This window comes from Streptomyces sp. NPDC044033 (assembly GCF_056434425.1).
This window is the reverse complement of the sequence record NZ_JBWKFF010000029.1, coordinates 55,879-81,446: the sequence shown is the minus strand read 5'-3', so window position 1 is coordinate 81,446 and position 25,568 is coordinate 55,879. Positions and strand designations below refer to the sequence as shown.

Sequence of the window (25,568 nt, the reverse complement as noted above, 5' to 3'; positions counted from 1 at the left end):
GGCCGCCGGGTTCTCCGGCGGCCCGCTGTCGCACGTACGGGCCCTGTCGCACGTACGGGCCCTGTCGTGCGGACGGGCGCTGCCGCATGTACGGGCGCTGCCGCGCGTACGGCCGGAGCCACACGTACAGCCCCGGCCATACCCGCTGACCTGAGTACAGCCACCGCCGCGCGTACAGCCGCAGCCGTACGCACGGCAGTGCGCCCCCTCACGGGAACGGATGCGGCACCTTGTGCAGGTCGGCCTCCGTGAGGTCGTCCTCGCGCCACCCCGCCCTGCGGAACGCCGTGCGCGTCCTCGGCATGTGCAGCGCGCGCTGCCGCGCCCAGCCGAAGTCGATGGGCAGCAGCCCCGGCACGATCACGCACACCGTGCGCAGCCCCAGCGCCTCCTGCTCCGGCGACGTCTGGTCCACGACGATCACGTCGAACCCGGCGCCCACCAGCTCGTCACGGCAGTACCGCACGTCGTCCAGCAGCTCGGTCGAGCGCGGCCCCTCCTCCCGCCAGGTCCGGTAGACCTCCTCCTCCGGCCGTACGGTCATGGGCCGCAGGTAGCGGGCGGCGTGCTCGGCCATCTCCGGGAGGGCGAAGAGCGCGGGGTGGTCCCGCAGTTGGCGGACCTGGTAGTAGTCGCGGGTCATGGCGACGGTCTCCTCCCGGCGCTCGCCGACCCGCAGCGGGAGTTCCGGGATGTAGGTCAGGGTCTCCGAGACAGCGGCGCGGACGGCCGTGGCCGGGTCCATGCTGGCTCCGGCCGCGAAGGACAGGGCGCCGTCCCCGCCGTCGCGCCGCACCGCCACCGCCGTGGCCACCGGGATGCGCAGGTCGACGCGGTTGTCGAAGACCCGCAGGTCGTAGCCGTGCAGATCCGCGCGGTCCACCATGGTGCGCAGCTCGGTGTCGGCGGTGCCGGAGATGTCGATGCCGGGGAGTTCGGCGCCGCCGTACCAGCCGAGCAGGAACGCGTCCCGCTCGATGAGTTCGAGCATGCCGAAGAGGACGGCCTCCTCCAGGCTCCCGCCGCTCGCGCAGCCGTTGGAGCACTCGAAGACGAAGTTGTCGCCCTCGGCGCCGGAGCTGTAGTAGGCGAGCCGGGAGGGCACCAGGACGGGGCGTTCGTCGCGCATCGAGTACCCCCACACCCATGGGATGGGGCGGGTGGGGTCGAAGGGGCTGAGCATGGCGTCGTGTTCGTACGTCCGCTGCCCGTACATCCCGCAGTCGCGCGGGTCGAGCGCACGGTCCGCGACGGCGTCGTACGCCTCCACGAGCACATCGTCGCGGTGTCGGCGGCGGGTACCCGCGTACCGTTCGAGCCCTTCCAGGAACGCCAGGTTCCGGCTCGCCCCATACGAGTTGGCCTGCCCGCTCCACGTCAGGTCGGTCAGCCCGGCGTGGCCGCGCATCATGACCCGGCCGGAGACGGGGGCGGTCGTCGGCGACATGACGTTCATGGCGGAGCCGGTGCCGAGCACCCCGCAGACCGGGTTGGCCAGCGCGTCGGCGGGCAGCCCGTACGACTCGGGGCGCCGCAGCCGGTACGCGGCCGGGGACGGCTTCGTACGGGAGGTCAGCGCGAGGTCGCGCGGGCTGTCGTCGCGGGTGCCGTGGTCGGCGCAGCCGGGGCAGAGCGGGTCGGCCAGGAGCGGGAACGTCCGCGTCTCCAGGGTGCGCAGGTCGATTCGGGTGACGCGCGGGCCGCCGCCGGACGTAGCGGGCAGCGGGGCCTCCACGGTCGCCCGGTGAGCGAGCCACACCGCGTCCACCAGGTACGGCGTGAGCACCGGCCAGGCGCCGTCCGCGTGCGGGGCCGCGCCGAATTCGAGCGCCTCGCGCTCGTACTTGGGCCGCAGCCGCTGCCAGCGCATCGCGAGGCACTGCCCGCAGCCGGGCGCCCCGGTGCCGTCCGCGCCCCATGGGCCGATCAGGACCGCCTGCGGCGTCAGGTGCACCGTCGCGCGGGCGCGGTCGGCGGCGGAGGGGTCCCGCCGCGGGTCCAGCGCGTCGGCCGTGCCGAGCGGTACGACGGTCGGCCCGTCGTACCCGCCGGCGGGCCCGCCGTCCGCCGTGTCGGCGGTCCCCCGCGACCGCCGTGCCAGCATCGCGCGGAGCTCGACCGCCACGGCGGCGGGGCCCACTACCGGGCCCGCCCCCGCTTCCGTCCCGGATTCCGTCTCCGGCTCCGTACCCGGCCGGTTCGTCGTGGCCGTCATGATTCCTTGCCCCACTTGAACGTCTTCGCCGCCAGCAGCGCGAACACCGCCGCGAAGGCCAGCAGCCCCGCGCACGGCACGAGGAGCGACGAGGCCCCATGGGTGCCGGAGAGGACGTTGGTGACGCCCTCGTTCATGTAGCGCAGCGGCAGGATGCGGGAGAACCCCTGGAGCCACCCCGGCGAGGAGCTCATCGGGAAGAAGGACCCGGACAGGAACGCCATGGGGATCATGACGCAGTTGGCGATGGCGGCCACCGCGTCCGGGGAGTTGGCGTACGTGCCCACGATGAGCCCGATGCTGAAGAACGCGAGGATGCCCAGCAGCAGGACCGGCAGCGCCAGCACGACGCCCTGGACCGTGACCGTCAGGCCGAAGACCGGCAGCGTCGCGATGGCGATGAACAGCGCGGCCTGTACGACGCCGACGCCGAGCACCACCACGAACCGGGACGCCATCACGGTGAAGACGGAGGTCGGCGTCAGCCGGACCAGTCTGAGCACATCGCTGCGCCGCCAGTGCATCAGCGTGTAGGCGACGCCGAACAGCGCGCCGTTGCCCACGCCCCAGGCCATCACCCCGGGCGCCATGAAGTCGATGACGTGGCGGCCCCCGGGCACGGACTGCCCGCCGAAGAGCAGCCCGAACACCACGATGAAGATCAGGGGGAACGCGAAGGTGAAGAACAGGGAGGTCTTGTCCCGTACGAACGCCCGGTAGTGCGCCTGGGTCAGCGCCGTGTAACCGCTCATGCCTGGTACTCCGTCCCGGTCAGTTCGAGGTAGACGTCTTCCAGGGTCGCCGTCCGGGTCTGGACGTCCTGGAGGTCGGTGAGCCCGCCGACCGCGGCGAGCAGCCGGCCGACGGCGCGGGTCGTGATGACGGTCGAGGGGCCGTCCGTGGCCACCTCGTCCGCCCCGTCGAGCCCCTTGGCCTGTTCCGGGGCGAGCTGGGCGGTGGGGATCAGCACGCGGGTGGGCGCGTTGAGGCCGCGTACGAGGTTGGCCGGGGTGTCCAGGGCGATCACCTCTCCCGCGCGGACGAAGGCGACGCGGTCGCAGAGCGACTCGGCCTCCTCCATGTGGTGCGTGGTGCAGATGATCGTCCGTCCCTCGGTCCTGATCTCCCGCAGCACCTCCCACAGGTTGCGGCGGGCTTGCGGGTCGAGGGCGGCGGTCGGTTCGTCGAGGAAGATCAGCTCCGGCTCGTGGGTGAGCGCGGACGCGATGGCGAGCCGCTGGCGCTGGCCGCCGGAGAGGTCGTCGACGAGGGTCTTGGCCTTGTCGGTGAGCCCGACCATCTCCAGCGTCTCGTGGGCGCGCTCGCGGTCGCGGCCGTACAGCGCGGCGACCGTCTCCAGGTGTTCGGCGGCGGTGAGCCGGACGAAGAACGCGGACGCCTGCGTCTGCACGCCGATGCGCGGCAGCAGCGACGTGTCGCGCGGCCAGGGTGAGCGGCCCAGGACCGACACCGAGCCGGAGTCGGCGTTGCGGAGCCCCTCCATGATCTCGATCAGGGTGGTCTTGCCGGCGCCGTTCGGTCCGAGGACGCCGAAGAACTCCCCTCGCTCGACGGTGAAAGAGATGCCGTTGACCGCGTGGACGTTGCCGTACGACTTGTGCAGTCCCTCGACGGCTATCGCGGGTCCGGCGGCGGGGCCGGGGTCCTCCTTCATGGAACTCCCTCCTTTTCGGTGTGGGGTGGGTGGGTCAGTGGTTTCGGGTTCTGGGGCCGGTGCCGCCGTTCGGGCGGTTGCCGGCGGTGGTTCGACGGTGGGTCCGTGGTTGCGGGCCCTGGGCCGGCGCCGCCGTTCCGGCGGTCGTCGGCAGCGGTTCGACGGTGGTCAGGCCCTGGGGCCGGCGCCGCCGTCCGGGCGGTTGGTCAGCAGCGCTTCGAGGCACGCCGTGTAGTCCTCGAAGGCCCGGCGCCCGCGCTGGGTCAGCGATACGTACGTGACCGGGGTGCGCCGCCGATGGGTCTTCTCGACGTGCGTGTAGCCGGCCTCTTCGAGCTTGCGCAGATGGGTGGAGAGGTTGCCCGCGGTCATCTCCAGCAGTTCCTGGAGCCGGGGGAAGGTCAGGCGGTCGTCGTCGGCGAGGCCGGAGAGCGTCACCATGACGCGCAGCCGGGCCTGCGCGTGGATCACCGGGTCGAGTTCGGGCCAGCCCTCGTTCATGGCCGCGCACCGCCGGACGGTCGGCGCAGCGCGTAGTAGAGGGCGAGGGCGAGCAGTCCGCCGCCGCCCGCCAGGGCCAGGACGAGGAAGTTCCCCGGCACCCCGGCGAGCACCCCGACCACCGCGCTGACCAGCAGCCAGACGCCCAGCAGGTACTGCGCGCGGTCCTGCCAGAGCATGCCCCCGGCCAGGTAGAGGACGCCGGTGACGGTCAGTGAGGAGCCGGTCCACAGCAGGGTGGTGAGGTCGGCGTCGAGTCCGCCGCGGGCCAGGGTGAGGTTGACGGTGGCGAGCGCCAGGAAGGCGAGGGCCCAGCAGGCCCCGTACATCGCGCCGGTCGTACGGGAGGGGCCGCGCACTCCGCGTCCGGCCCGTACCCCCTGCACCACGGGGGCCACCATCGCGGCCAGGCAGAGCACCACCAGGACGGTGGCCGCCGCCCACATGGGCAGCAGGGCGGAGGGACCGCCCGGGGCGGCGAGGTAGCAGAGGCCGAAGCCGATCAGCCAGGCCATGCCCCAACCGGCGAAGATCGGGGCCGGGTTCACGCCCCGGCGGCGGAGCAGGCGGCCCCGTTCGCTCTCGATCAGGGCCAGGGAGGCCGCCGGGGACAGTGGGCTGCCGCCGTCCGGACCACCGGCAGCGGATGCCGTCTGCCTCGGTGCGCTGGGGTCGTCGCTCACGTGCACTCCACTTTGTGATGCAAAGTTCCTGGTGCGACAGAGTACCTCCTGTCCTCATTCGTTCCCTCACGTCGCACACGCCCGTCAACCGGCCGACGCCCGACGGGCCCGCCCGGCCAGCACCCGCGCGCCGACCGCGCGGCCCAGCGCGCCCACGAGGACCAGGGCGAGCAGCCCGCCCGCGATGTAGCGGCCGTAGGGATCGGGGGTCCACAGGACGATCAGCCACAGCACCGCCGCCGTCAGGGCCGCGGCGAGGAGCACGGAGCCGACGGCGTAGCAGAGGTGGATGATCCGCATCCGCCGGGGATACGGAGCCGTCTCGTCGCCGCGCCCCAGCAGCCGCCTGCCGAACAGCCGCGCGTAGCGGTAGCTCTCGGTGGACAGGTCGGTGACGTTCAGGGCGTGGCTGAGCATGACGTAGCCGTCCAGGTTCGGCACCGGCAGATAGTTCACCAGCCCCCGCAGGCTGCCGAAGAGCAGCAGCGCGGCGAGGCTGTCGCGGGTGACGTCGTCGGGCGGGAACCACATCCACAGCGGGAAGAACGGCAGCAGGAACACCAGGTTCGCCACCACCCCCGCCGCCGCCGTCGCGATGCGGTGGCGGCGCGGCCGGAAGAGCATCACGTCCTCGGCCTTGCAGTACAGATAGGCCATCGGCGGACGCCAGCGCAGGCCCACCTCCGAGGCGCCGCCACCGAAGTGATAGGACGTCAGCCCGTGGGCCAGCTCGTGCAGCCCCGAACTGACCCACAGCAGCCCGACCACGATCATCGCCAGGTCCGGGTGGCGCCACAGCGTGTGCGACTGGTGGAGCAGTTCGGGTATCCGGGTGGCGAGCACCGCCTCCATCGCGACGACCACGGCGAGCAGCGGGATCAGGACGTACGGCGCGTACAGGAGCCGCAGCCCGCGGTACATCCGGCCCAGCAGCGCCGACGGGTCGCCGAACACCATGTCGGTCCCCATCGACCGGTACCCCCGCCGCCGCGCGGGCTCGGCCGGCTCCGGCTCCGGCTTCGGGGCGGGTTCGGGCGGCGGGTTGCCGACGAGCAGGTGCCGGGCGGAGAGCAGCCCGAGCAGCTGCCGCCACCCCGGCTCCCCCAGCCTGCGCCCGAACCGGCCCGCGTACTGCGCGCCGATCTCGGCGAGCGTGTGCTCGCCGTCCAGCCGGGAGATGACGAAGTGCTCCTTGGCCCCTACCTCGTAACTCCGGTCGACCCGCCGGTCCTTGATCAGGTGCAGCACGCGCGGGCCGCGCGCCAGCCCCGGACCGACCACGATCTCCGGGTGCCGGGCCGGCCGCAGCTCCAGCAGCGGCGGCGCGGACTCCGAGGGGCGCGCGGTCATCAGGAGCCCACCTCGGCGGAGTCCCGCAGCGACCGGGCGAGTACGTACGACAGATACGCCTCGTCGCGGATGGTGACGTGCAGCCGGTTGTTGGTCATGTGCATATACGGGGACAGCAGGATCTGGAGGGCCTGGTCCGGGTCGGTGACCGTCTCCAGCCGGTCCCCGCCCCAGGCGCGGAACGTCAGGTCGCCGCGGACCGCCAGCTGGACCGCCTTCTCCCGCAGCTCGGCGCAGTGCTCCGACCAGGTGCGGATGAACCCCGGCAGCCGGTCCGTCGCCTCGGCGTCGTACGCGCCGCGGATCGCGTCGAACCGGCCGCGCACATCGTCGGCCACGGCGTCGTACGTACGGTCGTACACGCCGCCGGAGATCAGGTCGGTGCCGGAGAACGACCGGTACCAGAACCGGTGGTAGCGCTCCAAGTAGTCGGCCATGGCCTCTCGCTCCCGCAGGAAGCCGGTGGTCATCACCATCATCAGCTGCGAGGCGAACCCGAAGAGCACCGTGCGCACATGCACGTTGGTGGTCCGCATCGCGTCCATGACGAGGTCCGCCGAGTGCTTGAAGTGCCACTCCGCCAGCTCGACGCCGGCCGGGCCGCCGTACTTGCCGTACTCCGGCTCGTACCGCTCCCAGCTGAACGTGTTGACCGGGCGGAGCCGCATCCGGCCGTCGTCGCTGAGGTAGGGCTGCCGCTCCGTCTCGCTGAACTCCAGGTCGAACAGGGAGTTGTACAGCTCGCGGTAGAAGTCGGACTTGACCTCGTACAGTGCGGGCCGCTCCCGCAGGAAGGCGCCCACGGCCTCCTCGGCCCTGGCCCTGACCTCGGCCTCGGCGGCCTTCGACACCGGCTTGAAGCGGACCCGGATGTGCGGGCCCTCCAGCCAGTAGTTGAGGAAGAAGTAGCCGTTCACGAGCCCTTCGCCGGTCATCCGGTCGAGCAGCGGGCGGATCGATTGGGTGAGGATCGGCCGGGTGGAGCCGGTGTAGAAGATGTGCAGCGCCTGCCACTCGCCTGCCTCTTGGGGGGCTTCGGCGGCTTCGGGGCCAGGCCGCTGCCCGGGGATCTGGGTCTCGACGCTCTCGGTCATGTCAGCTCACCTGGTCCTTCACTCGTGGGGCGGGTTCCGCGGCCGGCCGCCGCGGGGAGGTGCGGGTCTCGACGACCATTTCCGCTACGTGCCGGCCGCCCGACGACGTCACGCGGGCGTCCTCCTCGCCGGGCAGCGCCTCGCGCAGCACGACGCGGGCGCCGGCGTCCTTGAGGCGGGTCTCGAACACCGTCAGCGAGAGGTAGCTGTCGAAGTCGACGTACTGCGGCTTGTCGTTGGCGAGCGGGCCGGGGCCCTCCTCGCCCTCCTCGGCGGCCGGGGCCCGTACGGTCGCGAAGACCTGCGCGGGGACGCCGTGTCGCTGCCGCCAGCGCTGCCAGGACAGATACCACCCGGCGTCGGACGTCTCGGGCGTACGGGCGGGGAGGGACGCGGCCGACGCCGACCAGCTGCGGCGGCTGACCACGACGCTGCCATAGCGGACGCGGGGCCGCGTGGTCACCTCGGCGGCCTCCTCCTCCGGCACGCCGCCCCAGAAGTCGACGGCGGGCACGGAGGCGGGCGACAGCAGGAGCAGGGCGCGCGGCACGTCCGGCAGCGCCATCGCGACGAGGTAGCCCAGGTAGACGGGGACGACCTCGCGGTCCAGCCGCGCGGAGCGCAGGACGAGCCGGTCCTCGGCCGCGTCGTGCACGACGTAGAGGTCGTCGAGCGGGAGCTGTTCGGCGGGCGGCGCCGAGCTGGTCTCGCCGGGACAGACCACCTCGTAGTCGGTCAGCCGCCCGTGCAGGTTCAGGTTGGTCGTCGCGTGGCCGCCGGTGACCTCGGCGAACACCGCGCCGCGCGGGTGGGCGGCGCGCAGGTCGCGGCGGACGAGCCCGGTCAGGCCGCCCGCCTCGTCCTCAGCGGGCGCCTCGTCCTCGAAGCAGTGCGTGAAGCGCGAGAAGGGGAAGCCGATGCCGCCCCAGGAGCGGTTGAGCACCGCTATGTCCTCGCCGCCGCGCCGTGCGGGCTGGAGGAAGTGGCTCAGCGGCTGGAACCCGGTCCCGGCCGGGCCCAGCTCCGCCGCGACGGCGGCGAGGGAGGCGTCGTCGAGTACCAGCTCCTCGGCGCCCTCCTCCCGGGAGTCCCACAACTGCCGCATACAGGCGACCAGTTCGCGCCGCGCCCGGTCGACCGCGGTGATGCCCGGCGAGTCGAGCCAGTTGTCCAGCTCGACATAGTCCCCGGCGTCGTTGAACGGGCGGCGCTGCGCGCTCACCCGCGCGTACTGGTCGAAGATGTCCTCGTGGAAGTCGTACACGAGCTTCAGCACGTCGTCGCACCGGCCGCCGCGGCCGAACCGGGCCAGGAAGAACGCCTTGAGCAGCAGCCGCTGCGGCAGGGTGACATCGAAGACCGGCAGCACCCGGCTCAGCGTCCGCAGCGACTCCCCCACCGTCTTCTCCCACCCCTGGCGCTCCCACACCAGCGGTTCGGCGGCGGCGCGCGAGTCCTCGTAGACGAGGGTCTGCGGCAGCGCCGGAGCGTTCGCTCCCAACTCCTCCTGGACCGCGCCCAGTTCCTCGCGCAGCTCCGTCAGGAGCCGCCTGCGGTCGTCGAGCCCGGCCCGCGGGTAGCGGTCGAGGAGGCCGGCGGGGCCGCCGAGCCGTTCCGCCAGCCGCCGCCCCCAGTCCGTGCCCAGGGCGCGCACCGCGTCGCGGAAGCCGCCGAGCGGGTCGGGGCTGTGGTTGGTCACGCTCAGGCCCGGCACCTGGAGGAGGCCGAGCCGCAGCAGGACGCACAGGAAGCGGTCGTAGTCGGCGGCCGGCGCCTCGCCGTCCGCGCCCAGCTCCGCGACCAGGTCCCCGTACCGGATGGTGGGGCGCTGCCCGAACAGGGTGAACAGCCGCTCCAGGCTGCCGCCCTGCTTGAGGAAGAACAGGCTCTCCTTGACGGCGTCGAAGCTCACCGTCGCCTCGTCGTCCCCGGCGGTGACCTTGCGCCGCACGTAGCGGATACGGTCGGACTCCATCCGCCATCCGGTGACCAGGGTGACGGGCAGGTCGGCGCGGTAGCCGTCGTTGTCGATGACGAGGTCGGCGAGGCGGCCGATCACGGCCACGTTGAGCCGGGGGTGGTCGCGCCACTCCTCGTCGATCCGCCCGCCGAACGCCCCGGAGCCGTCGCCGTCCCGGAACTCCCCGAGCGCCAGCCCGGTGAAGGTGGAGAAGGGGCTCGTCTTGCACGCCGTCCGGTACACGTACTCCAGCAGCGAGCGCTCGATCCTGCGCTGCCGCTTGGTGAGCGCGGCGGCGCCCGCGCCCAGGTACGTACCGAGGTAGCGGTCCAGCGACGGCGAGGCCAGTACGAGGCCCTGCCGCAGCCGGGGCTCGACGGCCACGGAGCGCAGCTGCTCGCGGCCCGCGGCGAGTTCGGCCGCGAGGATCGCGGGGCCGGCCTGGGCCAGGTCGGCCAGGGCCTGCCGGTCGCGCAGCCACGCGGAGAGCCGGGCTCCGGCGGCGCCGCCGACAGCGCCGGCCGCGTCCAGGGCCGCGGCCGTGTCGCGGGGCAGCTTGTTGTTGAACACCTGCCTGCGGAGGTTGACGAGGGTGCGCCGCAGACCGTCGTCCGTGTTGGCGTTGATCACCTCGTACAGCCGGTCGCTGAGCTCGCCGGCGCGCTCCACCAGGTGCGCCTCCGCGGCGCATACCTCGTCCGCCCAGCGGCGGGTGTCCGGTGTGCGCAGCGCGCGCACCGACTCGACCGGGAGTCCGGCGACGCGGACCATGAACCGCTCGCCGAGCGCCCAGGACGGCGCGCTTGTGGCCGCTGCGGGCCGGGAGTTGGAAGTCATCGGATGTCCCCGTATCTCGTGCTCTGTCATCCCGTGCGGCTCAGGCGATCTCGTAGCGGAAGTCGGCCGCGTCGGGCCGTTCGTTGCCGATCAGGGTGATCAGCAGCGGCACCTCGTCCGTGCCGGTCAGGCCCATGCGCTCGATGTAGGAGATGTTGTCGAAGCCCAGCGCCGCGCCGCAGCCGACGTCCAGGGCGCCGCACGCCGAGTACGTCGCCTGCGCCATCGCCCCGACGACGGCGTTGACCAGCCGGTATCCGCGGTCTCCGACGGCGTCCAGGACGGCGGAGGCGCGGACCGTGGGCACCAGGACCGCGCCGGCCTGCTCCACGTTGTAGTTGGCCAGGAAGTAGTTCTGCTGGAGGAAGGTGCCCTGCGGTCCGGACGCCACCGGGTGCAGGGTGCGGCCGTCGGGCGCGTACTCGTAGACGCCGGGCTCGATGCCCTCGACGTGGTTGACGAAGGCGTACATCTTGACGAGGGACAGCCCCTCGCCCTGTGGGCCGACGTCGCAGGGCAGCGCGCCCCCGGCCGCCGCCGCGCCGAGCACGGCGCTCAACTGGGCCTGGCTGAGCGGCTGTTCGGCGGCGAACCGGCCGAAGCTGCTGCGGCGGGCCCGCAGCGCCCCGCGCACGGTGGCGTCGAGCGGCGCGGGCTCGGGCAGCGCGACAACTTCGCCCGCGCGCGGCGGACGGGCGCGGGCGACGGCCAGGGCCGTACGGTCCGGCCGGTCCGTCGCGCCGAGCCGGGTGGCCGTGTGCATGGCCTCCAGGGTCTCGAAGGTCCGCAGCTCACGGGACTTCTCCTGCTCCGCGTAGCGCACGCGGGGGCCTTCGGCGGTCGCCTTCGCCGGGCGGCCGGGAGCGCCGCTCGCCTCGGCGTCCCAGCGCAGCGGGATCACCGCGAAGAAGCCCTCGTCGGCGGCGTCGGCGCCGAGCAGCCGGTTCAGCCGCTCCTCGTCGAACCAGAAGGCGGGTTCGACGCTCAGCCCCCGGGCCCGGGCCCACATCCGCCAGCTCTGGGTGATGGTCCCGATGTCCATCGTGGTGGCGTGGTAGCTGAAGCTGTTGTATTTGAAGGCGTTCTGCCAGAACTTGATCCCGAGCACGAGGAACTGGTCGACGTCCTCGGGGAGTCCGGGCAGGTCCAGGGCGGCGCGTACGTCCGGGGTGACGTCGCCGGTGAGCAGGCGGCGCAGCGCGTGGTGCGCGATGTCGTAGTGGTGCACCCCGGGCGTCAGCGGGCCGCTGGGGCCGTTCACCCAGTACACGCTCACGGGGTAGAGCCCGCCGCCGGAGGCCGTGCCGCGCGCCCAGTTCGCGCCCGCGTAGAACGGCAGGCCGGCGAGGTCGTCGTTGGCGTGGATGGCGAGCCGGCGGGACAGCAGTCCGTACGAGTCGCGGAGCATGCCACCGAGCGCCGCCAGGTCGAAGGGGGCGCCGTCGGCCGGGGGCGGCAGCAGCCCGGTGTCGAGGGTCGCGGCTTCGGGGTCGTCGCCCTGGGGCAGCGGGAAGCTTTCGGCGTCGGGGTAGAACTTCCCCAGCCGGGGCTTGTCGGCCCAGTTCGGCACGTAGCCGATCGGGGGCATGCCGACCCGGCTGCGCTGCATTACCGCGCTGAGGTAGTCGTGGGCTGTACCCATCACAGGTCCTTTCGGCCGCGGCCCGGCCTGGGCGCCGGTTCACGGAGGTCTGGTGGAGCGCCGGGCCGGGGCCCGGCGCTCGGAGGCTTCAGGGGAAGGGGTGCGGCGCGGGGTTGAGGTCGGCGGGCTCCAGGTCGCGGTCGCCGAGTCCGGCCCGGCGCAGCCCCGTCCGCATCCGGGGCATGTGCGGGGCCCGCTGCCGGTCCCAGCCGAAGTCGATGGGCAGCAGGCCGGGCACGATGACGCTGACCGTGTGGAGGCCGATGGCCCGCTGCTCCGGGAGCGTCTGGTCGACGGCGATGACGTCGAACCCCTCGGCGGCCAGCGCGTCCACACAGCCGCGCACGTCCTGGCTCAGGTCGTCGGACGGGCGCAGGGCGCGGTCCGGGTCCCGGTACGCCTCGTCGATCGGATGGAGCGGGGCGCGGGTCCCGCTCGCGCCCGCCTCGCCGAGCAGGAACGCGGCGTGCCGGGCCATCTCGGGCAGCCCGTACACCAGTGGGTGGTCGTGCAGGGCGCGGACCTTGCCGAAGTCGGCGGCCATGGCCTGGAGTTCGGCGCGGTTCCACTCGGTGCGGCGGCGCAGGTGCAGCGAGTCGGTGGCGATCTCCGCCAGCCCGGCGCGCAGCGCGGCCTCGGGGTCGAGGCTCGCCCCCGCGCCGAAGCACAGGGCGCCCTCGCCGCCGTCCACGCGCGTCGCGGTGGCGACGACGACGGGGATGGGCAGGGTCATGCGGGCGTCGAAGAACCGCGCTTCGTAGCCGTACATCGCGAGCCGGTCGACCATCTCGCGGGTGGCGGCGTCCCGGCTGCTGTGCGGGTCGAGTTCGGGCAGCGCGGGCCGCCCGTACCAGGTCAGCAGGAACGCGTCGCGCTCCACCACTTCCATCAGCCCGTAGTAGACGGCCTCGGAGAGGGAGCCGCCGGAGGCGCAGCCGTTGGAGCACTCCTGGACGAACCGCTGCTCCAGCGGGGCCGAGTGGTAGTACGTCAGCACCTCCGGTACGAGCACGGGCCGGTGGTCGCGGAGCGAGTGGCCCCACACCCAGGGGATGCGGGCGTCCTCGCTGAACGGCCGTACGCGCGACTGGGCGGCGTAGAACTCGTCGGAGTAGACCCCGCACTCCCGCGGGTCCAAGGCCCGTTCGCGCCGCTCGCGCAGTTCCGCGAGGGAGGCGACGACGCTGGTGGCCTTGGCGCGGGCGCGCATTCCCGCGTACCGCTCCAGCCCCTCCAGCGCGCCGATGCGGACGCTGTCGCCGTAGCGGTAGGAGTGCCCGCCCCAGAACGTCTCGTGGAGGTAATGGCCGGTCCGCAGGCCGAAGTTGCCGACCGTGGAGGCCGTGGTCGGGGAGTCGAGCTCCCGGGCGACCCCGGTGCCGAGCGTGCCGCAGACGGGGTTGGCGAACGCCGTCAGCGGGATGTCCAGCTCGTCGAGGTCCCGCACCCGGAACGAGCCGGGTGCGGTCTTCGGCGACGGCTCGAAGGCGAGCCGCGCGGGCTCGTCCGCGGGCCGCCGGTCGCAGGCCGGGCACTGCGGGTCGGGCACCAGGGGGAAGGACCTGACCCGCAGGTTCTCCAGGTTCAGCCGGTGGACCAGCGGGTAGCCGCCCTCGCCCGGCGCGGATCCGCCGGCCTGGGAGGCGATGAGCGCGGCCAGCGCGTCGAGCGCGAACGGCGTCAGGTGCGGCTGCTCCCCCGCGGCCCGGGTCGGGCCGCCGAGTTCGAGGGCGTCGCGCAGCGGCTTGTGGCGTACGGCCTGCCAGCGCCGGGCCAGGCAGTGGCCGCACGGGCGGCTCTCCGCGCCGGGCCGCGGCACCGGCCCGAGGATGGCGGTGTGCCCGTAGACGTAGACGGGGGCGACGGGGCGGTCCGTCGCGCCGAGGGCGGCGGGCGGCTCGGCGGACAGTTCGTCCCGGACGCCGAGCGGCAGGACGACGATCTCCAGCGTACGGTCCGTACGGCCCGCCAGCCGCTCCCGCAGGGCCTGTTCGGCCGCGGCGGCCCAGGGCTCGGCCGGGTCCGGGTGCGCGCCCGGACCGGTCGCGGCCGTCTCCGGGGGCTCCGCGGCGGCCGTGCGGGAGCCTTCCATGAGGCCGGTCATGCGGGGTTCCGGCCGGTCAGCAGGGCGCGCACGGAGCTCATGCCGCCGAGCAGCAGGTCGTCGGAGGCGGTGGGCACGACCAGCACGTCGCGGCCCCGCGACCGCAGCCGGTCGAGCACCGCCTCGGGGGTGGTGGCGGCGTCCAGTTCGGGCGCGGCCGGGCCGGAGACGGTCACGGCCGCCGGTTCGAACGCGCCGAGCAGCGCGTCCCCGGTGTCCGGCGTCTCGCCCTCGGGGTACTCCCGGGTCAGCTGGACCTGGCCCACGAGGTCCCGCAGGGCGGCCGTCGCGGCGCCCTGCCAGGTGATGTCGGCGCCGACCGCCCAGCGGCCTCCGGCGGCCCGCGCGAGCAGGACGTACGCGCCGGAGCCGGCGGCCTCGCTCTCGCCGAGGTCGAGGAGGTCGATCCCGGTCTCCAGGTTGGCGGCGGACCGCACGAGGAAGCGGAGTTCGGCGTCGTCCTCCAGCGCGGTCAGCGGCACCTCCGTGACGTTCCGCGCGCCGCGGGCGGTCGCTTCGAGCGCGTCGTAGGCGAGCGCGGACATCAGCGCGTGGTGCAGCGCCTCGGGCAGCGAGCCGCCCGCTCCGGCGCCCGCGCTGGTCAGCACGTAGGCGCGGGCGGCGTTGTGCGCCCCGAACGTACGGACCGCCGCCGCCGGGACGAGCGCCCGCTCGCCGCAGGAGAGCGACGTCGCCGCCACCCACTCCTCGATGGAGTCGGCCGTCACGGGGAGGCCGCTCGCGGTGGACAGCTTCGCGGGGTCGACGGTGGGCAGCACGGCGCGGGCGTCGGCCAGCGCGGCGCCGCGCAGCACGCCGGTCAGCGGCACCGCGTGCTCCACGTAGACGTTGACGGCGGTGCGCAGGGCGCGCAGCCGCGCCCCGGCGGTGTGGTGCACGTCGAGCGCGGCGACCGTGCGCCGCTGCCCGCCGCCGGTGCCGAGCACGAGCCGGGCGGCCTTCAGCGGGGTCTGCGTCAGGTCGTCGTCGGCGAACCGGGTGAAGACCCCGGCGGCGGCGCCGACCAGTTCGCTCTCGGCGTTCAGCTGCTGGAGCACGGCCTCGGCGTCGTCGGCCGTCGGCGCGGTGGCGACGTGCGGCGCGGCGGGCAGCGCCCCGGCGACGACGGGGGCGGCGGGGCGGCCGGCGGCGGTGCGGCAGAACGAGCAGTCGGGGTGCGGCAGTACGCGCTCGGTGAGCGTGTCCATGGAGTCGAGCTCCTGGATGATCACCCGCCCCTCGGTCTCGGCGGGCGGGGCCTGGGCGGTCATCCGGAACACCTCGTAGCCGAGGAGGTTGCCGAGCATGGCCGCCGGGTTCTGGCCGAGGGCGGCGTCGTTGGCGCGGGCGCCGGGGAGGCTCACCCGGCTCCAGACGTCGGCGGCGGCGGTCGTGCCCTCCTCGTTGGCCGCGAGCCGGAGCATGGCGCAGGCCCAGCAGCCGGGCTGCCCGGCGGACATCGACGGCCCGGCGACGGCGCGGTCGCCGAGCACGGTCAGCGGCAGCACGCCGCGGCCCGCCGGGATGCCCTCCGTGAGCAGCCGGTGGATCTGGCGCGGCGCGTCGGGTCCGGTGCAGACGACGAGGTCGTACGCGCCGAGGTCGGCCCAGCCCAGCGGCTCGTCCCCGCCGGGCAGCAGGCCCAGCTCGACCGGCGCGCCGCGCTCCGTGAGCCGGTCGGCCTCGGCCCGTACGGCGCCGAGGCCGCCCGGCTCGGCCCCCTCGGCGCCGGGGCCGGGTGCCACGTCGACCTTGGCGCCGCCGTTGCGCACGATGCTCAGGGCGCACCAGCGGGCGACGGGGCCGTCGCCGAGGACCGCGACGCGGCTGGTGCGGAACCGGGCGAAGCGCTCGGCCGCGCCGTCCTCGAAGTGGTCGATGTAGTTGATCTGCGCCGCGAACTCCTCGGCCACCTCGGCCGCGAGCGCCTGCTCCGCCTCCTCGGCGGGCGCGGGCCGGGCGAACCCGCGCTCGTACAACGTCCCGACCAGGTCGGTCACCATGGTGCGCCGGCTTTCGGGGAGCCCGGCGCACAGGTCGCTGACCCGGTGCCTGCCGTTGAGGTGGGGCACGATCAGCGAGGCGAACCGGTAGGCGGACTTCGCGGCGAGGTGGAAACCGCCGTGCGCGTTGTGGAAGAGCACGCCGTCCCCGGTCTCGGTGAACAGGACGTCCCGGCCGATCCGGGGGCGGGTGCCGGCGAGCTTTTCGTACTCAGTGGTCTCGGCAGTCTCGGCAGTCTCGATAGTCATTCTCAGAAACCCTTGTCAGGTGGGGGTGCCCGGCCGCAGACGGACCGCGCGTGGTCGGACGGCCGCGGGTGAGCGGGCAGCCGTGTGCTCGGCGTCGGTCCGGCGGGGACCGGCCGGCGGCGTCGAGGAAGTTGAGTCGGTGAAGCTGCGAAAGAAGGCGGTGGGGCCTGTTCGGGCGTCAGCTGGAGAGCGCGACGCCCGCGTCACGGCGCACGAAGGCCCGTAGCAGCGCGGGCATCCGGTACTGCCCCGGCGCGTCGCCCTCCAGCAGGCTCGCGTCGATCAGCTGGTCGAGCACCGCCGAGGCGTCGACCCGCGACAGCCGCAGCGCGGCGGCGCACTCGTCCAGCGACAGGCACTGCTGCGGGCTGTTCCCGAGGGTCTGGCAGGCCCTGATCGCCGGGAGGCTGAGCCGGCCGAGGAAGGTGCCGAAGGTCTGGGCCAGCGACATGGCGGGGGTGCCGGCGACGGAGAGCCGGCCCACCGGGTCGTCGCGCAGCCACTCCACGTCGTCGGCGATCTGGTGGCGCGGGCGGAGCAGCAGCCGCGTCGCGGCGATGCGCAGCGACAGGGGGAAGTGGCCGCACAGGTCGGCCAGTTCGTCCGTCGGCCCGGGTTCGGCGGCGACCCGGCGGTGGCCGAGCACCGAGGAGAGCAGGGCGCGCGATTCACCGGCGGCCAGCGCGCCGAGCCGGTAGACGCCCGCGCCGCGGCTCGCGGCGAGGCCGGCCAGGCTCATGCGGCTGGTGATGACGGCGGCGCTGCCCTTGGCGGTGGGCAGGGCCGCCTGTATCTGCTCAAGGCTGTAGACGTCGTCGAGCACGACGAGCGTGCGCCGCTCGCCGCCGCCGTCCGGGTGCGGCGGCGCGGCCGCCTCGTTCCCCTCGCCGTCCCCGGGGCCGACGCGCACGAAGTACTGGCCGTCGGGGAAGGCGTCGCGCACCTGCTGGGCGATGTGCACCGCCAGGGCGGTCTTGCCGATGCCCGGCGGGCCGGAGACGACCGCGAGGGCCGGGCCGCCGCGGTCCGCGGTGAGCTGCTCCACCAGCTCGGCGCTCTCGCGCTCGCGGCCGGTGAAGTCGGGCAGGTCGGCGGGGAGCGCGAGGCCGGGACCGTACGGCCCGGGGCCCGCGCCGCGGCCCGCCTCGGGTGCGGCGGGGGCGTCCGGCGCGTCGGAGCCCATGGACTCGCCGCGCAGGATGGTCATCTCCAGCCGGCGGAGCGACGGTCCGGGGTCCACGCCGAGTTCCGTGCTCAGGTACTCCTTGACGGTGCGGTACTCGGCGAGGGCGTCGGACTGCCGCCCGGTGCGGTAGAGCGCCTCGATCAGCCGCTCCCAGAACCGCTCGTGACCAGGGTGGGCGCGGGCCACCGAACGGAGTTCGGGGAGCGCCTGGCGACACCTGCCCAGGGAGAGTTCGACGTCGAAGCGGCGCTCGGCCGCCCGCAGCCACTCCTCGCGGAGCGCGGGCACCTCGTCCCGGTGCAACACCTCGGACTGCACGTTCGAGATCGGCGGGCCCTCCCACAGGGCGAGGGCCTCGCCCAGCAGCCGGGACTCGTCCTCGGGGTTCTCGGCGCGCTCGGAGGAGCGCAGGAGTTCCCGGAACCGCGCGAGGTCGAGGGTGTCGCCATTGACCGGGAGCCGGTATCCGCCGGGCATGGTCTCGATCGCGTCGTTGGAGATGCCGAACTTCGCGAAGAGGCGGCGCAGCCGCATGACATAGGTGTGCAGCGTGGCCTTGGCGGTGGCCGGCGGCGCCTCGCCCCACACGGCGCGTTGCAGGAACTCCGTGGAGACCACGGCGCCCGGTCTCAGCAGCATTGCGGCGAGCAAGGTGGTCGGTTTAGAGGGTGGGAGGGCGACGGTGCTTTCCCCGTCGGAAATACTCATCAAACCCAGCACAGAGAATCGAACCGTAGCGCACAAACCAGCCCCCATTACTTTACGCTTCAATCAATGGGGCGCCAACCACGGCCTCACACGGCGGGGCGCAAACCGTCCCCACCGTGAGCGCCGACTGGACCGCATAGGCCACGCCTAATCAGCCAGTACGACCAGATCGCCCCCGAATCGCCACTGCACCGTACATACACCCATGCCTGAGGTCAATCGTCGTTTCCACAGGTCAAGCCACCCAAGTCGATGCATCCCAGGCACTCCTGGACCACCCGGCGACGGAACGGAAAAGGCAAAGAAAACGCAAAGCCCTTCCTGGCCCGATGTGCGCCAGGAGCATTAGCGAGCGATGCCGCAAAGTCGCTTTGTACCCACTACGTCCGATTCACCGGCAGGGCACCATCATTCATGGGAAAGCCCTATGCCGATGCCCTGGCAAACCTCGGACACCTCGCTGACACTTCACTGACACGGGCATCCGCGATGACGCGCCCCTTGACGCCCCGCATTGAATAGGCGGACTCTTTGCCGAGGCATCGCCGCTGATTTCATGCGAGTTCCGTGCGCCTTCCGCACGACTTCTGTGCGCCTTGCGTGCGACTTTCGTGCGACTTCCGTGCGGTCGGCGGGAACGCGGCGCGAAGCCGAAATGACGGGGGAGAAAACGGAGATGGGATTCCACGGCGGGCGCGGGAGCCTCGGCGGACTGCCTGAAAGCGGCCCGCGCGGACGGCCTCGGCGGGCAGGCGAACGGGCCCGGCAGGCAAGCGGATGATCCAGGCGGGCAAACGGCCCGGCCCGGCCCCGCTCGAAAAGGCGGAGCCTCCGGCCCCCGGCCTGCTAGCCTCCTCGGCCATGACCAGCCCCGAGTCCGACAGAGCCTGACCGCCGGTGTTCCGGTGGTCGCCGCGCCGCTGAGCTGAGCCCCGGCCCGCAACGGGCCGCGGGGCCGTCGAGCCATCAGGTCGTCAGACCGTCAGCGCGCGCCCCTTCCCGCCGGATCACCGCAGCGCGGGCCGCCGACCCGTACCGGAGCGACGCCTTCCGCGTCGTGCTCCGCGTCGCCGGTCCCCCGCGTACGCAACTGCCCTGCGGTCGATCTCGCTCAGAGCCCGGGTCATCCCCCTGGCTCTCACGCACTCGGGAAGTCCCCCTCATGCCATTCGTCGTCTACGTGCTCGGGCTGGCCATCTTCGCCCAGAGCACGTCGGAGTTCATGCTGTCCGGCCTGGTGCCGGACATCGCCGCCGATCTCCATGTGTCCATCTCCCAGGCCGGGTTGCTGACCTCGGCCTTCGCCATCGGCATGATCGTGGGCGCGCCGCTGCTGGCCGTGCTCGCGCTGCGCCGGCCGCGGCGGGGCGCCCTGATCGCCTGTCTCGTCGTGTTCGCCGCGGCCCATGTCGTCGGCGGGCTCACGCCGAGTTACGGGGTCCTCCTGGTGACGCGGGTCGTCAGCGCCCTCGCCAACGCGGGGTTCTGGGCGGTGGCCACCGGGACCGCCATCAGCATGGCCGCCGCCGACGCCAAGGGGCGCGCGATGTCCGTCGTGCTCGGCGGGGTCACCCTCGCCTGCGTCGCGGGCGTGCCGGGCGGCGCGCTGCTCGGCCGGGAGTGGGGGTGGCGGTCCGCGTTCTGGGCGGTGGCCGCGATGTCGGCGCTCGCCGTCGCCGCCATCGTGCGCACGGTCCCGCGGGCCCCCGCCGAGCCGGTCCGTACGAGCGTCCGCAGCGAGCTGCGGTCCCTGCTCAGGGGCGAGTTGCTCGTCGCGTACGGCATGAACGCCCTGGTCCAGGGCGCCACCTTCTGCACCTTCACCTACCTGGCCCCGCTGCTCACCGGCGTCACCGGGTTCGGCGCGGGGCGGGTCCCGATGATGCTGGTGCTCTTCGGCGCGGGCGCGGTGATCGGCATCGCCGTGGGCGGCCGGATCGCGGACGCGCGGCCGTTCACGGTCCTGGCGTGCGGCATGACGGCCCTCGCCGCCGGCTGGGTGGCGCTCGCCCTGACGGCCGGGAACGCGGCGGCGGTCATCGCACTGGTCTTCCTCCAGGGCCTGCTGGCCTTCGGCATCGCGCCCGTCCTGACCTCCCGCGCCTTCTACCTGGCCGATCACGCGCCCACCCTCGCGGGCGGCTTCACCACCGCGGCCTTCAACATCGGCAACACGGCCGGGCCGTGGCTCGGCGGCGTCGCCATCGACGCGGGCCTCGGCTACCGGTCCCCGGTCTGGGTCAGCGCCCTGATGATGGCCGCCGCGCTGGGGACGCTCGGCACGGCCGCCGCGCTGCGACGGAACCGGCTAGTTCGCGCACGTACCTCCATGTACGTCCCATAAGCCGATAGTCCTCATGACACCCTGACCCGGTGACTACTTCAACGGACAAGGCGGAGGCCGTCGGCGAGGGCTCCCTCCAGCTCAGGGCCCCGGGGAACCGGCTGGAACGCAGGGTCGTCTGGTACTGGGCGGTCCACGCCCTGCTCGGCTGGCTGGCTTTCGCGGCGGCCCAGACGGTGTGGATGCTGCTCAGGGACGACGGGCCGATGGAGTGGCACCAGGCGGGACTGGTCCTCACCGCCGTGCTGGCGGTGGTGCACGTCGTGGTGATGCCGCCCTGGCGCTACCGCGTGCACCGCTGGGAGGCGACCCCCGAGGTGATCTACACCCAGACCGGGTGGTTCGTGGAGGAGCGCCGGCTCGCGCCCGTATCGCGGGTGCAGACCGTCGACAGCGAACGCGGGCCGCTGGAGCGGCTGTTCAAGCTGACCAACGTCACCGCGACGACGGCGTCGGCCGCCGGTCCGATCGAGATCCACGGGCTCGACCACGCCACCGGGCTGCGGCTCGTCGCCGACATCAGCGCAGCGGCGCAGGCCACTCGCGGGGACGCCACGTGAGCGACACCGCCGCCGCCCCGGACGGTACGGGCGCCACGGACACCGCCACGGACACCGCCGCCCTGCCCGCCGACGCCCCCTGGAAGCGGCTGAGTCCGCGCATGCTGTTCGTCCACCCGGTCCAGGAGCTGGGCAAGACCGCCCCGGCGCTGATCGTCGCCCTCGTCGCCGGTTCGGGCTCCGACCACCGGCTGGTCTACACCGTCGGCGCCGCCGCGCTGACCGTCGTCCTCGCGCTCCTGCGCTGGTACACCACCACCTACCGTATCTCGTTCGAACTCATCGAACTGCGCAAGGGGTTGCTGCTTCGCAAGGTCAGCTCCGTACCCATGGACCGGGTGCGCTCGGTCGACCTCACCGCGCACATGGCGCACCGCGTGCTCGGCCTCACCCGCGTCACCGTGGGCACCGGGCACACCGCCAAGTCGTCCGAGGACGAGCTGAAGCTCGACGCGCTGACACGGGCCGAAGCGGCCCTGCTGCGGGAGCGGTTGCTGGGCGCGGCCCCTGCCGCCGACCGCCCGGTGGAACCCGCGCGGGAGAGCGACGACGAGCCCGCGCCGGCCCCCGCCGAACCCGCCCTGGCCCGCATGCGCCCCGGCTGGCTGCGCTTCAGCCCGTTCTCGGTCTCGGGGTTCGTCGCCCTCCTGGTCCTCGTGTTCGTACTGGAGGAAGCCGGCGTCGACGTGCGCCGCCTCGGCCCCGTGCACAGCCTCATCGGGGGCATCGGCGGCGGGCACGGGCCGCTGCCCGTCATCGAGACGGTGCTCGCCGTGCTGATCCTGGGCACGCTCGCCAACGTGAGCCAGTCCGTGCTGAAGTACTGGAACTTCGCCCTCCACCGCCATCAGGGCGGCGGTCTGGAGACCACGCACGGGCTCCTCACCGTCCGCGCCGTCACGTTGGAGGAGCGGCGGGTGCACGGCGTGGAGGTCGGCGCGTCGCTGCCGATGCGGCTGCTCGGCGGGGCGCGGTGCCTCGCGATAGCCACCGGGATACGCGGCGCGCAGGACAACGCGATGCTCGTGCCGCCCGGGCCGCGCGAGGAGGTCGTACGAGCGGCCGGCGCCGTACTGTGCGACGGTTCCGCGCTGACCGGCCCGCTGACGCCGCACGGGGCGGCGGCGCTCCGCCGCCGGTACGCCCGCGTCCTCGGGCCGTGCGCCCTGGCCGTCGCGGTGCTCGGCGCGCTGTGGTGGGGCGGCGGCGTACCGCTCTGGGCCTGGCTCGCCTCGGCGCTCCTGCTGCCGGCCGGCGCGCTGTTCGCCCGGGACCGCTACCGCTCCCTCGGCCACGCGCTGTCCGGCGGCTATCTGGTCATCGGACACGGGCGGGGCGCCGGGTCCCGGCAGCGGGTGGCGCTCGCCCGCGAGGGGATCATCGGCTGGAACGTGCGCCGGTCGCTGTTCCAGCGCCGGGCGGGCGTACTGACGCTGACCGCGACCACGGCGGCGGGGCGCAAGGGGTACGCGGTGCAGGACATCGGCGCCGAGGAGGCCGTACGGCTCGCGGAGGAGGCCGTGGCGGGCCTGATGGCGCCGTTCCTCGTCGGAAAGGCCGGGGAAGCCGGGGAAGCCGGGGAGATCGGAGAGGCCACAGAGGCCACAGCGACCGGAGAGCCCGGAGAGTCCGGAGAGTCCGGAGAGTCCGGAGAAGGCAGCCGCTCAAGGACCGGAGCCGGAGAAGGCAGCCCGAGGGCGAGGGCCGCTGAGCCCGTAGCGGAGCACTGAAGCCGCAGAAGGGCCGCCGAGACCGTGGGGCTCCGCAGCGCCGCCCTCCGGCGGCCTCGGCGCTCCCTCCGGCCTCCGAGGCATCTCCGGCACCGCACGCTCTCGGCTCGGTCCCGCACCGCTCCGCTGCGCTCCATTCCGTACGGCCCGCCCCCGCTGACAGGCCGTCCGTCGGCGTCCCCGTCTCCGCTCGCGGAGCCGCCCGACGCACCCGTCAGCGCAGGTACACCGGCAGCGAGTCGACGCCGAAGACGGCGGAGTACTTGCGGAAGGAGAGTTCCTCCTCCGGTACGGCCAGCCGCAGCTCCGGGAAGCGGCGCAGCAGCGCCGGGTAGGCGGCGCGGAGCTCCATGCGGGCCAGTTCGGCGCCGATGCAGCGGTGGATGCCGTGGCCGAAGGCCAGGTGCGAGGAGGCGGCGGGGCGGGTGGGGTCGAAGGTGTCCATGTGGGAACCGAGGGAGGAGTCCCGGTCGGCGCCGCTCAGGGAGCAGAGCACGACGTCCCCGGCGGATACCTGCTCGCCCGCGATCTCCATGTCCTCGCGGGCGAAGCGCGGGAAGGCGACCTGAACGACCGTCAGGTACCGCAGCAGCTCCTCCACGAAGGGGTCGACGGCCGCGTCGTCGTCACGGAGGGCGACGCGGTGGTCCTCGTTCTGGAGGAAGACGAGGGTGCCGAGCGCGAGCATGCTGGCGGTGGTCTCCAGGCCGCCGGTCAGCACGCCGTCGGCGAGGCCCGCGAGCTCCTCGTCGTCGATGTCGTCGCCGTGCTCCTTGACCAGCATGCCGAGCAGCCCGTCGCCGGGGTTCTCGCGCTGCTTCTTGACTATGTCGCGCAGGTAGGAGAGCGACTCGGATATCGCGCCGAGCGAGGCGTCGGCCCCGGCGAAGAGGTCGAAGCGGGTGGTGCCCAGCCGCTGGAACTCCTCGCGGTCCGCGTACGGGACGCCGAGCAGTTCGCAGATGACCAGCGAGGGGATCGGCATCGCGAACGCCTGGACGAGGTCGACCGGGTTGCCCGCCTTCCCCAGCGCCTCCATCTCGTCGAGCCGCTCCTCGACGAGGTCGTGGATGCGCGGGGTGAGCCTGCTGAGCCGCCGCATGGTGAATTCGGGGGTCAGCAGGCGGCGCAGCCGGCTGTGGACGGGCGGGTCGCTGAAGCCGAGCCCGCCGGGGTTGTGGCTCTCGGTGACACCGGCGTTGCCGACGAGGTTGGAGAAGTCGTTGCTGAAGCCGTTGGTCTGGCCGAGCACCGTGCGCGCCTCGTCGTATCCCGTGACGAGCCACACATTCATGTTGAGCGGCACGGAGAGCTTGGTAATCGGGGACTTTTCCCGCATAGCGCCCAGCTCGGGCACCGGGTCCATGCCGGTGCGGCGGAGCGGCATCAGCGTGGACTCGGGGAGGAGCCCCGCCTTGGACAGATCAAAACCACCCTTGCGGACATTTGCCAGAAAACGGCGAGTCAGCCAGGCGCTGACTCGCGTACGAATGTTCATCATGCGTGCAATACTGCCCGGTCCCGCCCCCCTCGCGCCCCGGCGGACAGGCTCATCGCCAGGAGGGCGAGGGCCGCGAGTGCGCCGCCGCACCACAGCACGGCGGTGAGCGAGAAGGCGTCGAGCACCCGGCCGCCGATGAGCGCGCCGAGCGCGATGGCCGCGTTGAAGGCGGCGACGAAGAGGGACGACGCCGATTCGCGGGCCTGCGGGGCGAGGGTGAGCAGCCAGGTCTGGGCGGTCACGGAGACCCCGCCGTAGCCGAGGCCCCAAGCCACCACGAGGACGATCGCCCCCGGGACCGTGCGGCCGAGTACGGGCGCCAGCAGTACGGACGCGGCCAGCAGCGCGGTGAGGGCCAGCAGCGTCCGGCGCGGGTCGCGGGTCGCCGTGGCGCCGGCCAGGAAGTTGCTGGCCACCCCGGCCAGCCCGTACCCGAGGAGGAGCCCGCTGATCAGGGTCGGGGTGATGCCGGAGACCTCTTCCAGCACCGGCCGGATATAGGTGTAGGCGGCGAAGTGGCCGGTCACGAGGAGGAGCGTGACGACGAGGGTGCCGCGTACCCGGGTGTCGCGCAGCAGCGCGGGCACGTCGTCCAGGCGCGCGGGCCGGGTCACCGGGAGCGGGGTCATGGTCAGCCACAGCACGGCCAGCACGACCGCCGACAGGGCGGCCATGACGGTGAACCCGGTGCGCCAGTCGGCGAGTTCGCCGAGCTGGGTGCCGGCCGGGACGCCGAGGACGGAGGCGACGGCGATGCCGCTGAACGCGAGCGAGGTGGCGGTGCCCGCGTTCCGGGCCGGCACCAGGCGGACGACCAGGCTCGCCACGATCGACCAGACGCCGCCGATGCTGACGCCGACCAGGACGCGGGCGGCCAGCAGCACCGCGAAGTTCGGGGCGAGGGCGGAGACCACGTTGGCGACGGCCAGCAGCGCGATGAGCGCGCACAGCAGCAGCCGCCGGTCGACGCGGGCGCAGCCGAGGGTGACGGCGGGGGCCGAGATCGCGGCCACGATGCCGGGCACGGTCACGGCCAGACCGGCCACCCCGTCCGTGACGTGCATCGACGCGCCGATGGGGGTGAGCAGGCCGATGGGCAGCATCTCGCTCGTGACGTCCGCGAAGGTGGCGGCCGCGACGGCGTAGACCGCGAGCCAGCCGCGGCGGGTGGCCGTGGCGGGGGCGGCGGGGGGTTCTTCGGTGGCGCGTGACATGTCCCAAGCCTT

General features: G+C 73.4%; 17 protein-coding genes. 3 read left to right on the top strand and 14 right to left on the bottom strand.

The annotated features are described in order from the left end of the window. Nucleotides 1-208: 208 nt before the first annotated feature. The 12 genes from AC07AB_RS35495 to AC07AB_RS35440 all read right to left on the bottom strand — a co-directional run bounded on the left by AC07AB_RS35495 (nt 209) and on the right by AC07AB_RS35440 (nt 18,207). On the bottom strand, nt 209-2,215 hold the full coding sequence (locus AC07AB_RS35495) for a TOMM precursor leader peptide-binding protein (RefSeq protein ID WP_478575946.1): 2,007 nt from the start codon (nt 2,213-2,215) through the stop codon (nt 209-211). Further along, on the bottom strand, nt 2,212-2,967 hold the full coding sequence (locus tag AC07AB_RS35490) for an ABC transporter permease (protein WP_478575945.1): 756 nt from the start codon (nt 2,965-2,967) through the stop codon (nt 2,212-2,214). The genes AC07AB_RS35495 and AC07AB_RS35490 overlap by 4 nt, the downstream gene beginning before the upstream one ends. Beyond that, nucleotides 2,964-3,890 (bottom strand): ABC transporter ATP-binding protein, encoded by a 927-nt coding sequence (locus AC07AB_RS35485; RefSeq protein WP_478575944.1) that lies wholly within the window; start codon nt 3,888-3,890, stop codon nt 2,964-2,966. The genes AC07AB_RS35490 and AC07AB_RS35485 overlap by 4 nt, the downstream gene beginning before the upstream one ends. A 168-nt stretch (nt 3,891-4,058) precedes the next feature. Continuing rightward, nucleotides 4,059-4,391, bottom strand: a complete 333-nt coding sequence (locus AC07AB_RS35480; RefSeq protein ID WP_478575942.1) for a winged helix-turn-helix domain-containing protein — start codon at nt 4,389-4,391, stop codon at nt 4,059-4,061. Continuing rightward, complete coding sequence (locus AC07AB_RS35475) at nt 4,388-5,074, bottom strand: hypothetical protein (protein WP_478575940.1); 687 nt, start codon at nt 5,072-5,074, stop codon at nt 4,388-4,390. The genes AC07AB_RS35480 and AC07AB_RS35475 overlap by 4 nt, the downstream gene beginning before the upstream one ends. 84 nt (nt 5,075-5,158) lie before the next feature. Beyond that, nucleotides 5,159-6,424: a peptidase M50 gene (locus AC07AB_RS35470; protein ID WP_478575938.1), complete on the bottom strand. Its 1,266-nt coding sequence runs from the start codon at nt 6,422-6,424 to the stop codon at nt 5,159-5,161. After that, nucleotides 6,424-7,518 carry a lantibiotic dehydratase C-terminal domain-containing protein gene (locus AC07AB_RS35465; protein WP_478575936.1) on the bottom strand — a complete coding sequence of 365 codons (1,095 nt, stop codon included), beginning with the start codon at nt 7,516-7,518 and terminating at the stop codon, nt 6,424-6,426. Before AC07AB_RS35465 ends, AC07AB_RS35470 begins: the two co-directional genes overlap by 1 nt. 1 nt (nt 7,519) lies before the next feature. Then, a complete protein-coding gene (locus tag AC07AB_RS35460) occupies nt 7,520-10,315 on the bottom strand; it encodes a lantibiotic dehydratase (protein ID WP_478575934.1) in 2,796 nt (931 codons plus the stop codon). Nucleotides 10,316-10,355: 40 nt separating this feature from the next. Then, complete coding sequence (locus AC07AB_RS35455) at nt 10,356-11,957, bottom strand: nitroreductase family protein (RefSeq protein WP_478575932.1); 1,602 nt, start codon at nt 11,955-11,957, stop codon at nt 10,356-10,358. Nucleotides 11,958-12,045: 88 nt separating this feature from the next. Further along, nucleotides 12,046-14,061, bottom strand: coding sequence for a TOMM precursor leader peptide-binding protein (locus AC07AB_RS35450; RefSeq protein ID WP_478575931.1), 2,016 nt, complete (start codon nt 14,059-14,061; stop codon nt 12,046-12,048). Then, entirely contained in the window at nt 14,058-16,313 is a 2,256-nt protein-coding gene (locus AC07AB_RS35445) for a TOMM precursor leader peptide-binding protein (RefSeq protein WP_478575930.1), read from the bottom strand. Before AC07AB_RS35445 ends, AC07AB_RS35450 begins: the two co-directional genes overlap by 4 nt. Before the next feature lie 178 nt (nt 16,314-16,491). Beyond that, on the bottom strand, nt 16,492-18,207 hold the full coding sequence (locus AC07AB_RS35440) for an AfsR/SARP family transcriptional regulator (protein WP_478575928.1): 1,716 nt from the start codon (nt 18,205-18,207) through the stop codon (nt 16,492-16,494). Between the two features lie 1,162 nt (nt 18,208-19,369). On the opposite strand from AC07AB_RS35440, the gene AC07AB_RS35435 reads away from it, so the two are divergent. The 3 genes from AC07AB_RS35435 to AC07AB_RS35425 are packed head-to-tail and all read left to right on the top strand — an operon-like array spanning nt 19,370 to nt 22,841. Next, complete coding sequence (locus AC07AB_RS35435) at nt 19,370-20,551, top strand: Cmx/CmrA family chloramphenicol efflux MFS transporter (protein WP_478575927.1); 1,182 nt, start codon at nt 19,370-19,372, stop codon at nt 20,549-20,551. 29 nt (nt 20,552-20,580) lie between these two features. After that, nucleotides 20,581-21,111 carry a PH domain-containing protein gene (locus AC07AB_RS35430; RefSeq protein WP_478575925.1) on the top strand — a complete coding sequence of 177 codons (531 nt, stop codon included), beginning with the start codon at nt 20,581-20,583 and terminating at the stop codon, nt 21,109-21,111. After that, a complete protein-coding gene (locus AC07AB_RS35425) occupies nt 21,108-22,841 on the top strand; it encodes a PH domain-containing protein (protein ID WP_478575923.1) in 1,734 nt (577 codons plus the stop codon). The genes AC07AB_RS35430 and AC07AB_RS35425 overlap by 4 nt, the downstream gene beginning before the upstream one ends. A gap of 214 nt (nt 22,842-23,055) precedes the next feature. On the opposite strand, the gene AC07AB_RS35420 is transcribed toward AC07AB_RS35425, so the two are convergent. Together AC07AB_RS35420 and AC07AB_RS35415 are read right to left on the bottom strand one after the other, a co-directional pair. Then, nucleotides 23,056-24,342, bottom strand: a complete 1,287-nt coding sequence (locus AC07AB_RS35420) for a cytochrome P450 (protein ID WP_478575921.1) — start codon at nt 24,340-24,342, stop codon at nt 23,056-23,058. Beyond that, a complete protein-coding gene (locus AC07AB_RS35415; protein WP_478575920.1) occupies nt 24,339-25,556 on the bottom strand; it encodes an MFS transporter in 1,218 nt (405 codons plus the stop codon). Before AC07AB_RS35415 ends, AC07AB_RS35420 begins: the two co-directional genes overlap by 4 nt. Nucleotides 25,557-25,568 lie beyond the last annotated feature (12 nt).

Excerpts from the sequence above, each read along its gene's own strand:
- AC07AB_RS35455 (WP_478575932.1), bottom strand. The coding sequence starts at position 11,957 with ATGGGTACAGCCCACGACTACCTCAGCGCGGTAATGCAGCGCAGCCGG.
- AC07AB_RS35485 (WP_478575944.1), bottom strand. The coding sequence starts at position 3,890 with ATGAAGGAGGACCCCGGCCCCGCCGCCGGACCCGCGATAGCCGTCGAG.
- AC07AB_RS35445 (WP_478575930.1), bottom strand. The coding sequence starts at position 16,313 with ATGACTATCGAGACTGCCGAGACTGCCGAGACCACTGAGTACGAAAAG.
- AC07AB_RS35415 (WP_478575920.1), bottom strand. The coding sequence starts at position 25,556 with ATGTCACGCGCCACCGAAGAACCCCCCGCCGCCCCCGCCACGGCCACC.
- AC07AB_RS35480 (WP_478575942.1), bottom strand. The coding sequence starts at position 4,391 with ATGAACGAGGGCTGGCCCGAACTCGACCCGGTGATCCACGCGCAGGCC.
- AC07AB_RS35440 (WP_478575928.1), bottom strand. The coding sequence starts at position 18,207 with ATGAGTATTTCCGACGGGGAAAGCACCGTCGCCCTCCCACCCTCTAAA.
- AC07AB_RS35470 (WP_478575938.1), bottom strand. The coding sequence starts at position 6,424 with ATGACCGCGCGCCCCTCGGAGTCCGCGCCGCCGCTGCTGGAGCTGCGG.
- AC07AB_RS35495 (WP_478575946.1), bottom strand. The coding sequence starts at position 2,215 with ATGACGGCCACGACGAACCGGCCGGGTACGGAGCCGGAGACGGAATCC.
- AC07AB_RS35465 (WP_478575936.1), bottom strand. The coding sequence starts at position 7,518 with ATGACCGAGAGCGTCGAGACCCAGATCCCCGGGCAGCGGCCTGGCCCC.
- AC07AB_RS35490 (WP_478575945.1), bottom strand. The coding sequence starts at position 2,967 with ATGAGCGGTTACACGGCGCTGACCCAGGCGCACTACCGGGCGTTCGTA.
- AC07AB_RS35420 (WP_478575921.1), bottom strand. The coding sequence starts at position 24,342 with ATGATGAACATTCGTACGCGAGTCAGCGCCTGGCTGACTCGCCGTTTT.
- AC07AB_RS35435 (WP_478575927.1), top strand. The coding sequence starts at position 19,370 with ATGCCATTCGTCGTCTACGTGCTCGGGCTGGCCATCTTCGCCCAGAGC.
- AC07AB_RS35460 (WP_478575934.1), bottom strand. The coding sequence starts at position 10,315 with ATGACTTCCAACTCCCGGCCCGCAGCGGCCACAAGCGCGCCGTCCTGG.
- AC07AB_RS35450 (WP_478575931.1), bottom strand. The coding sequence starts at position 14,061 with ATGACCGGCCTCATGGAAGGCTCCCGCACGGCCGCCGCGGAGCCCCCG.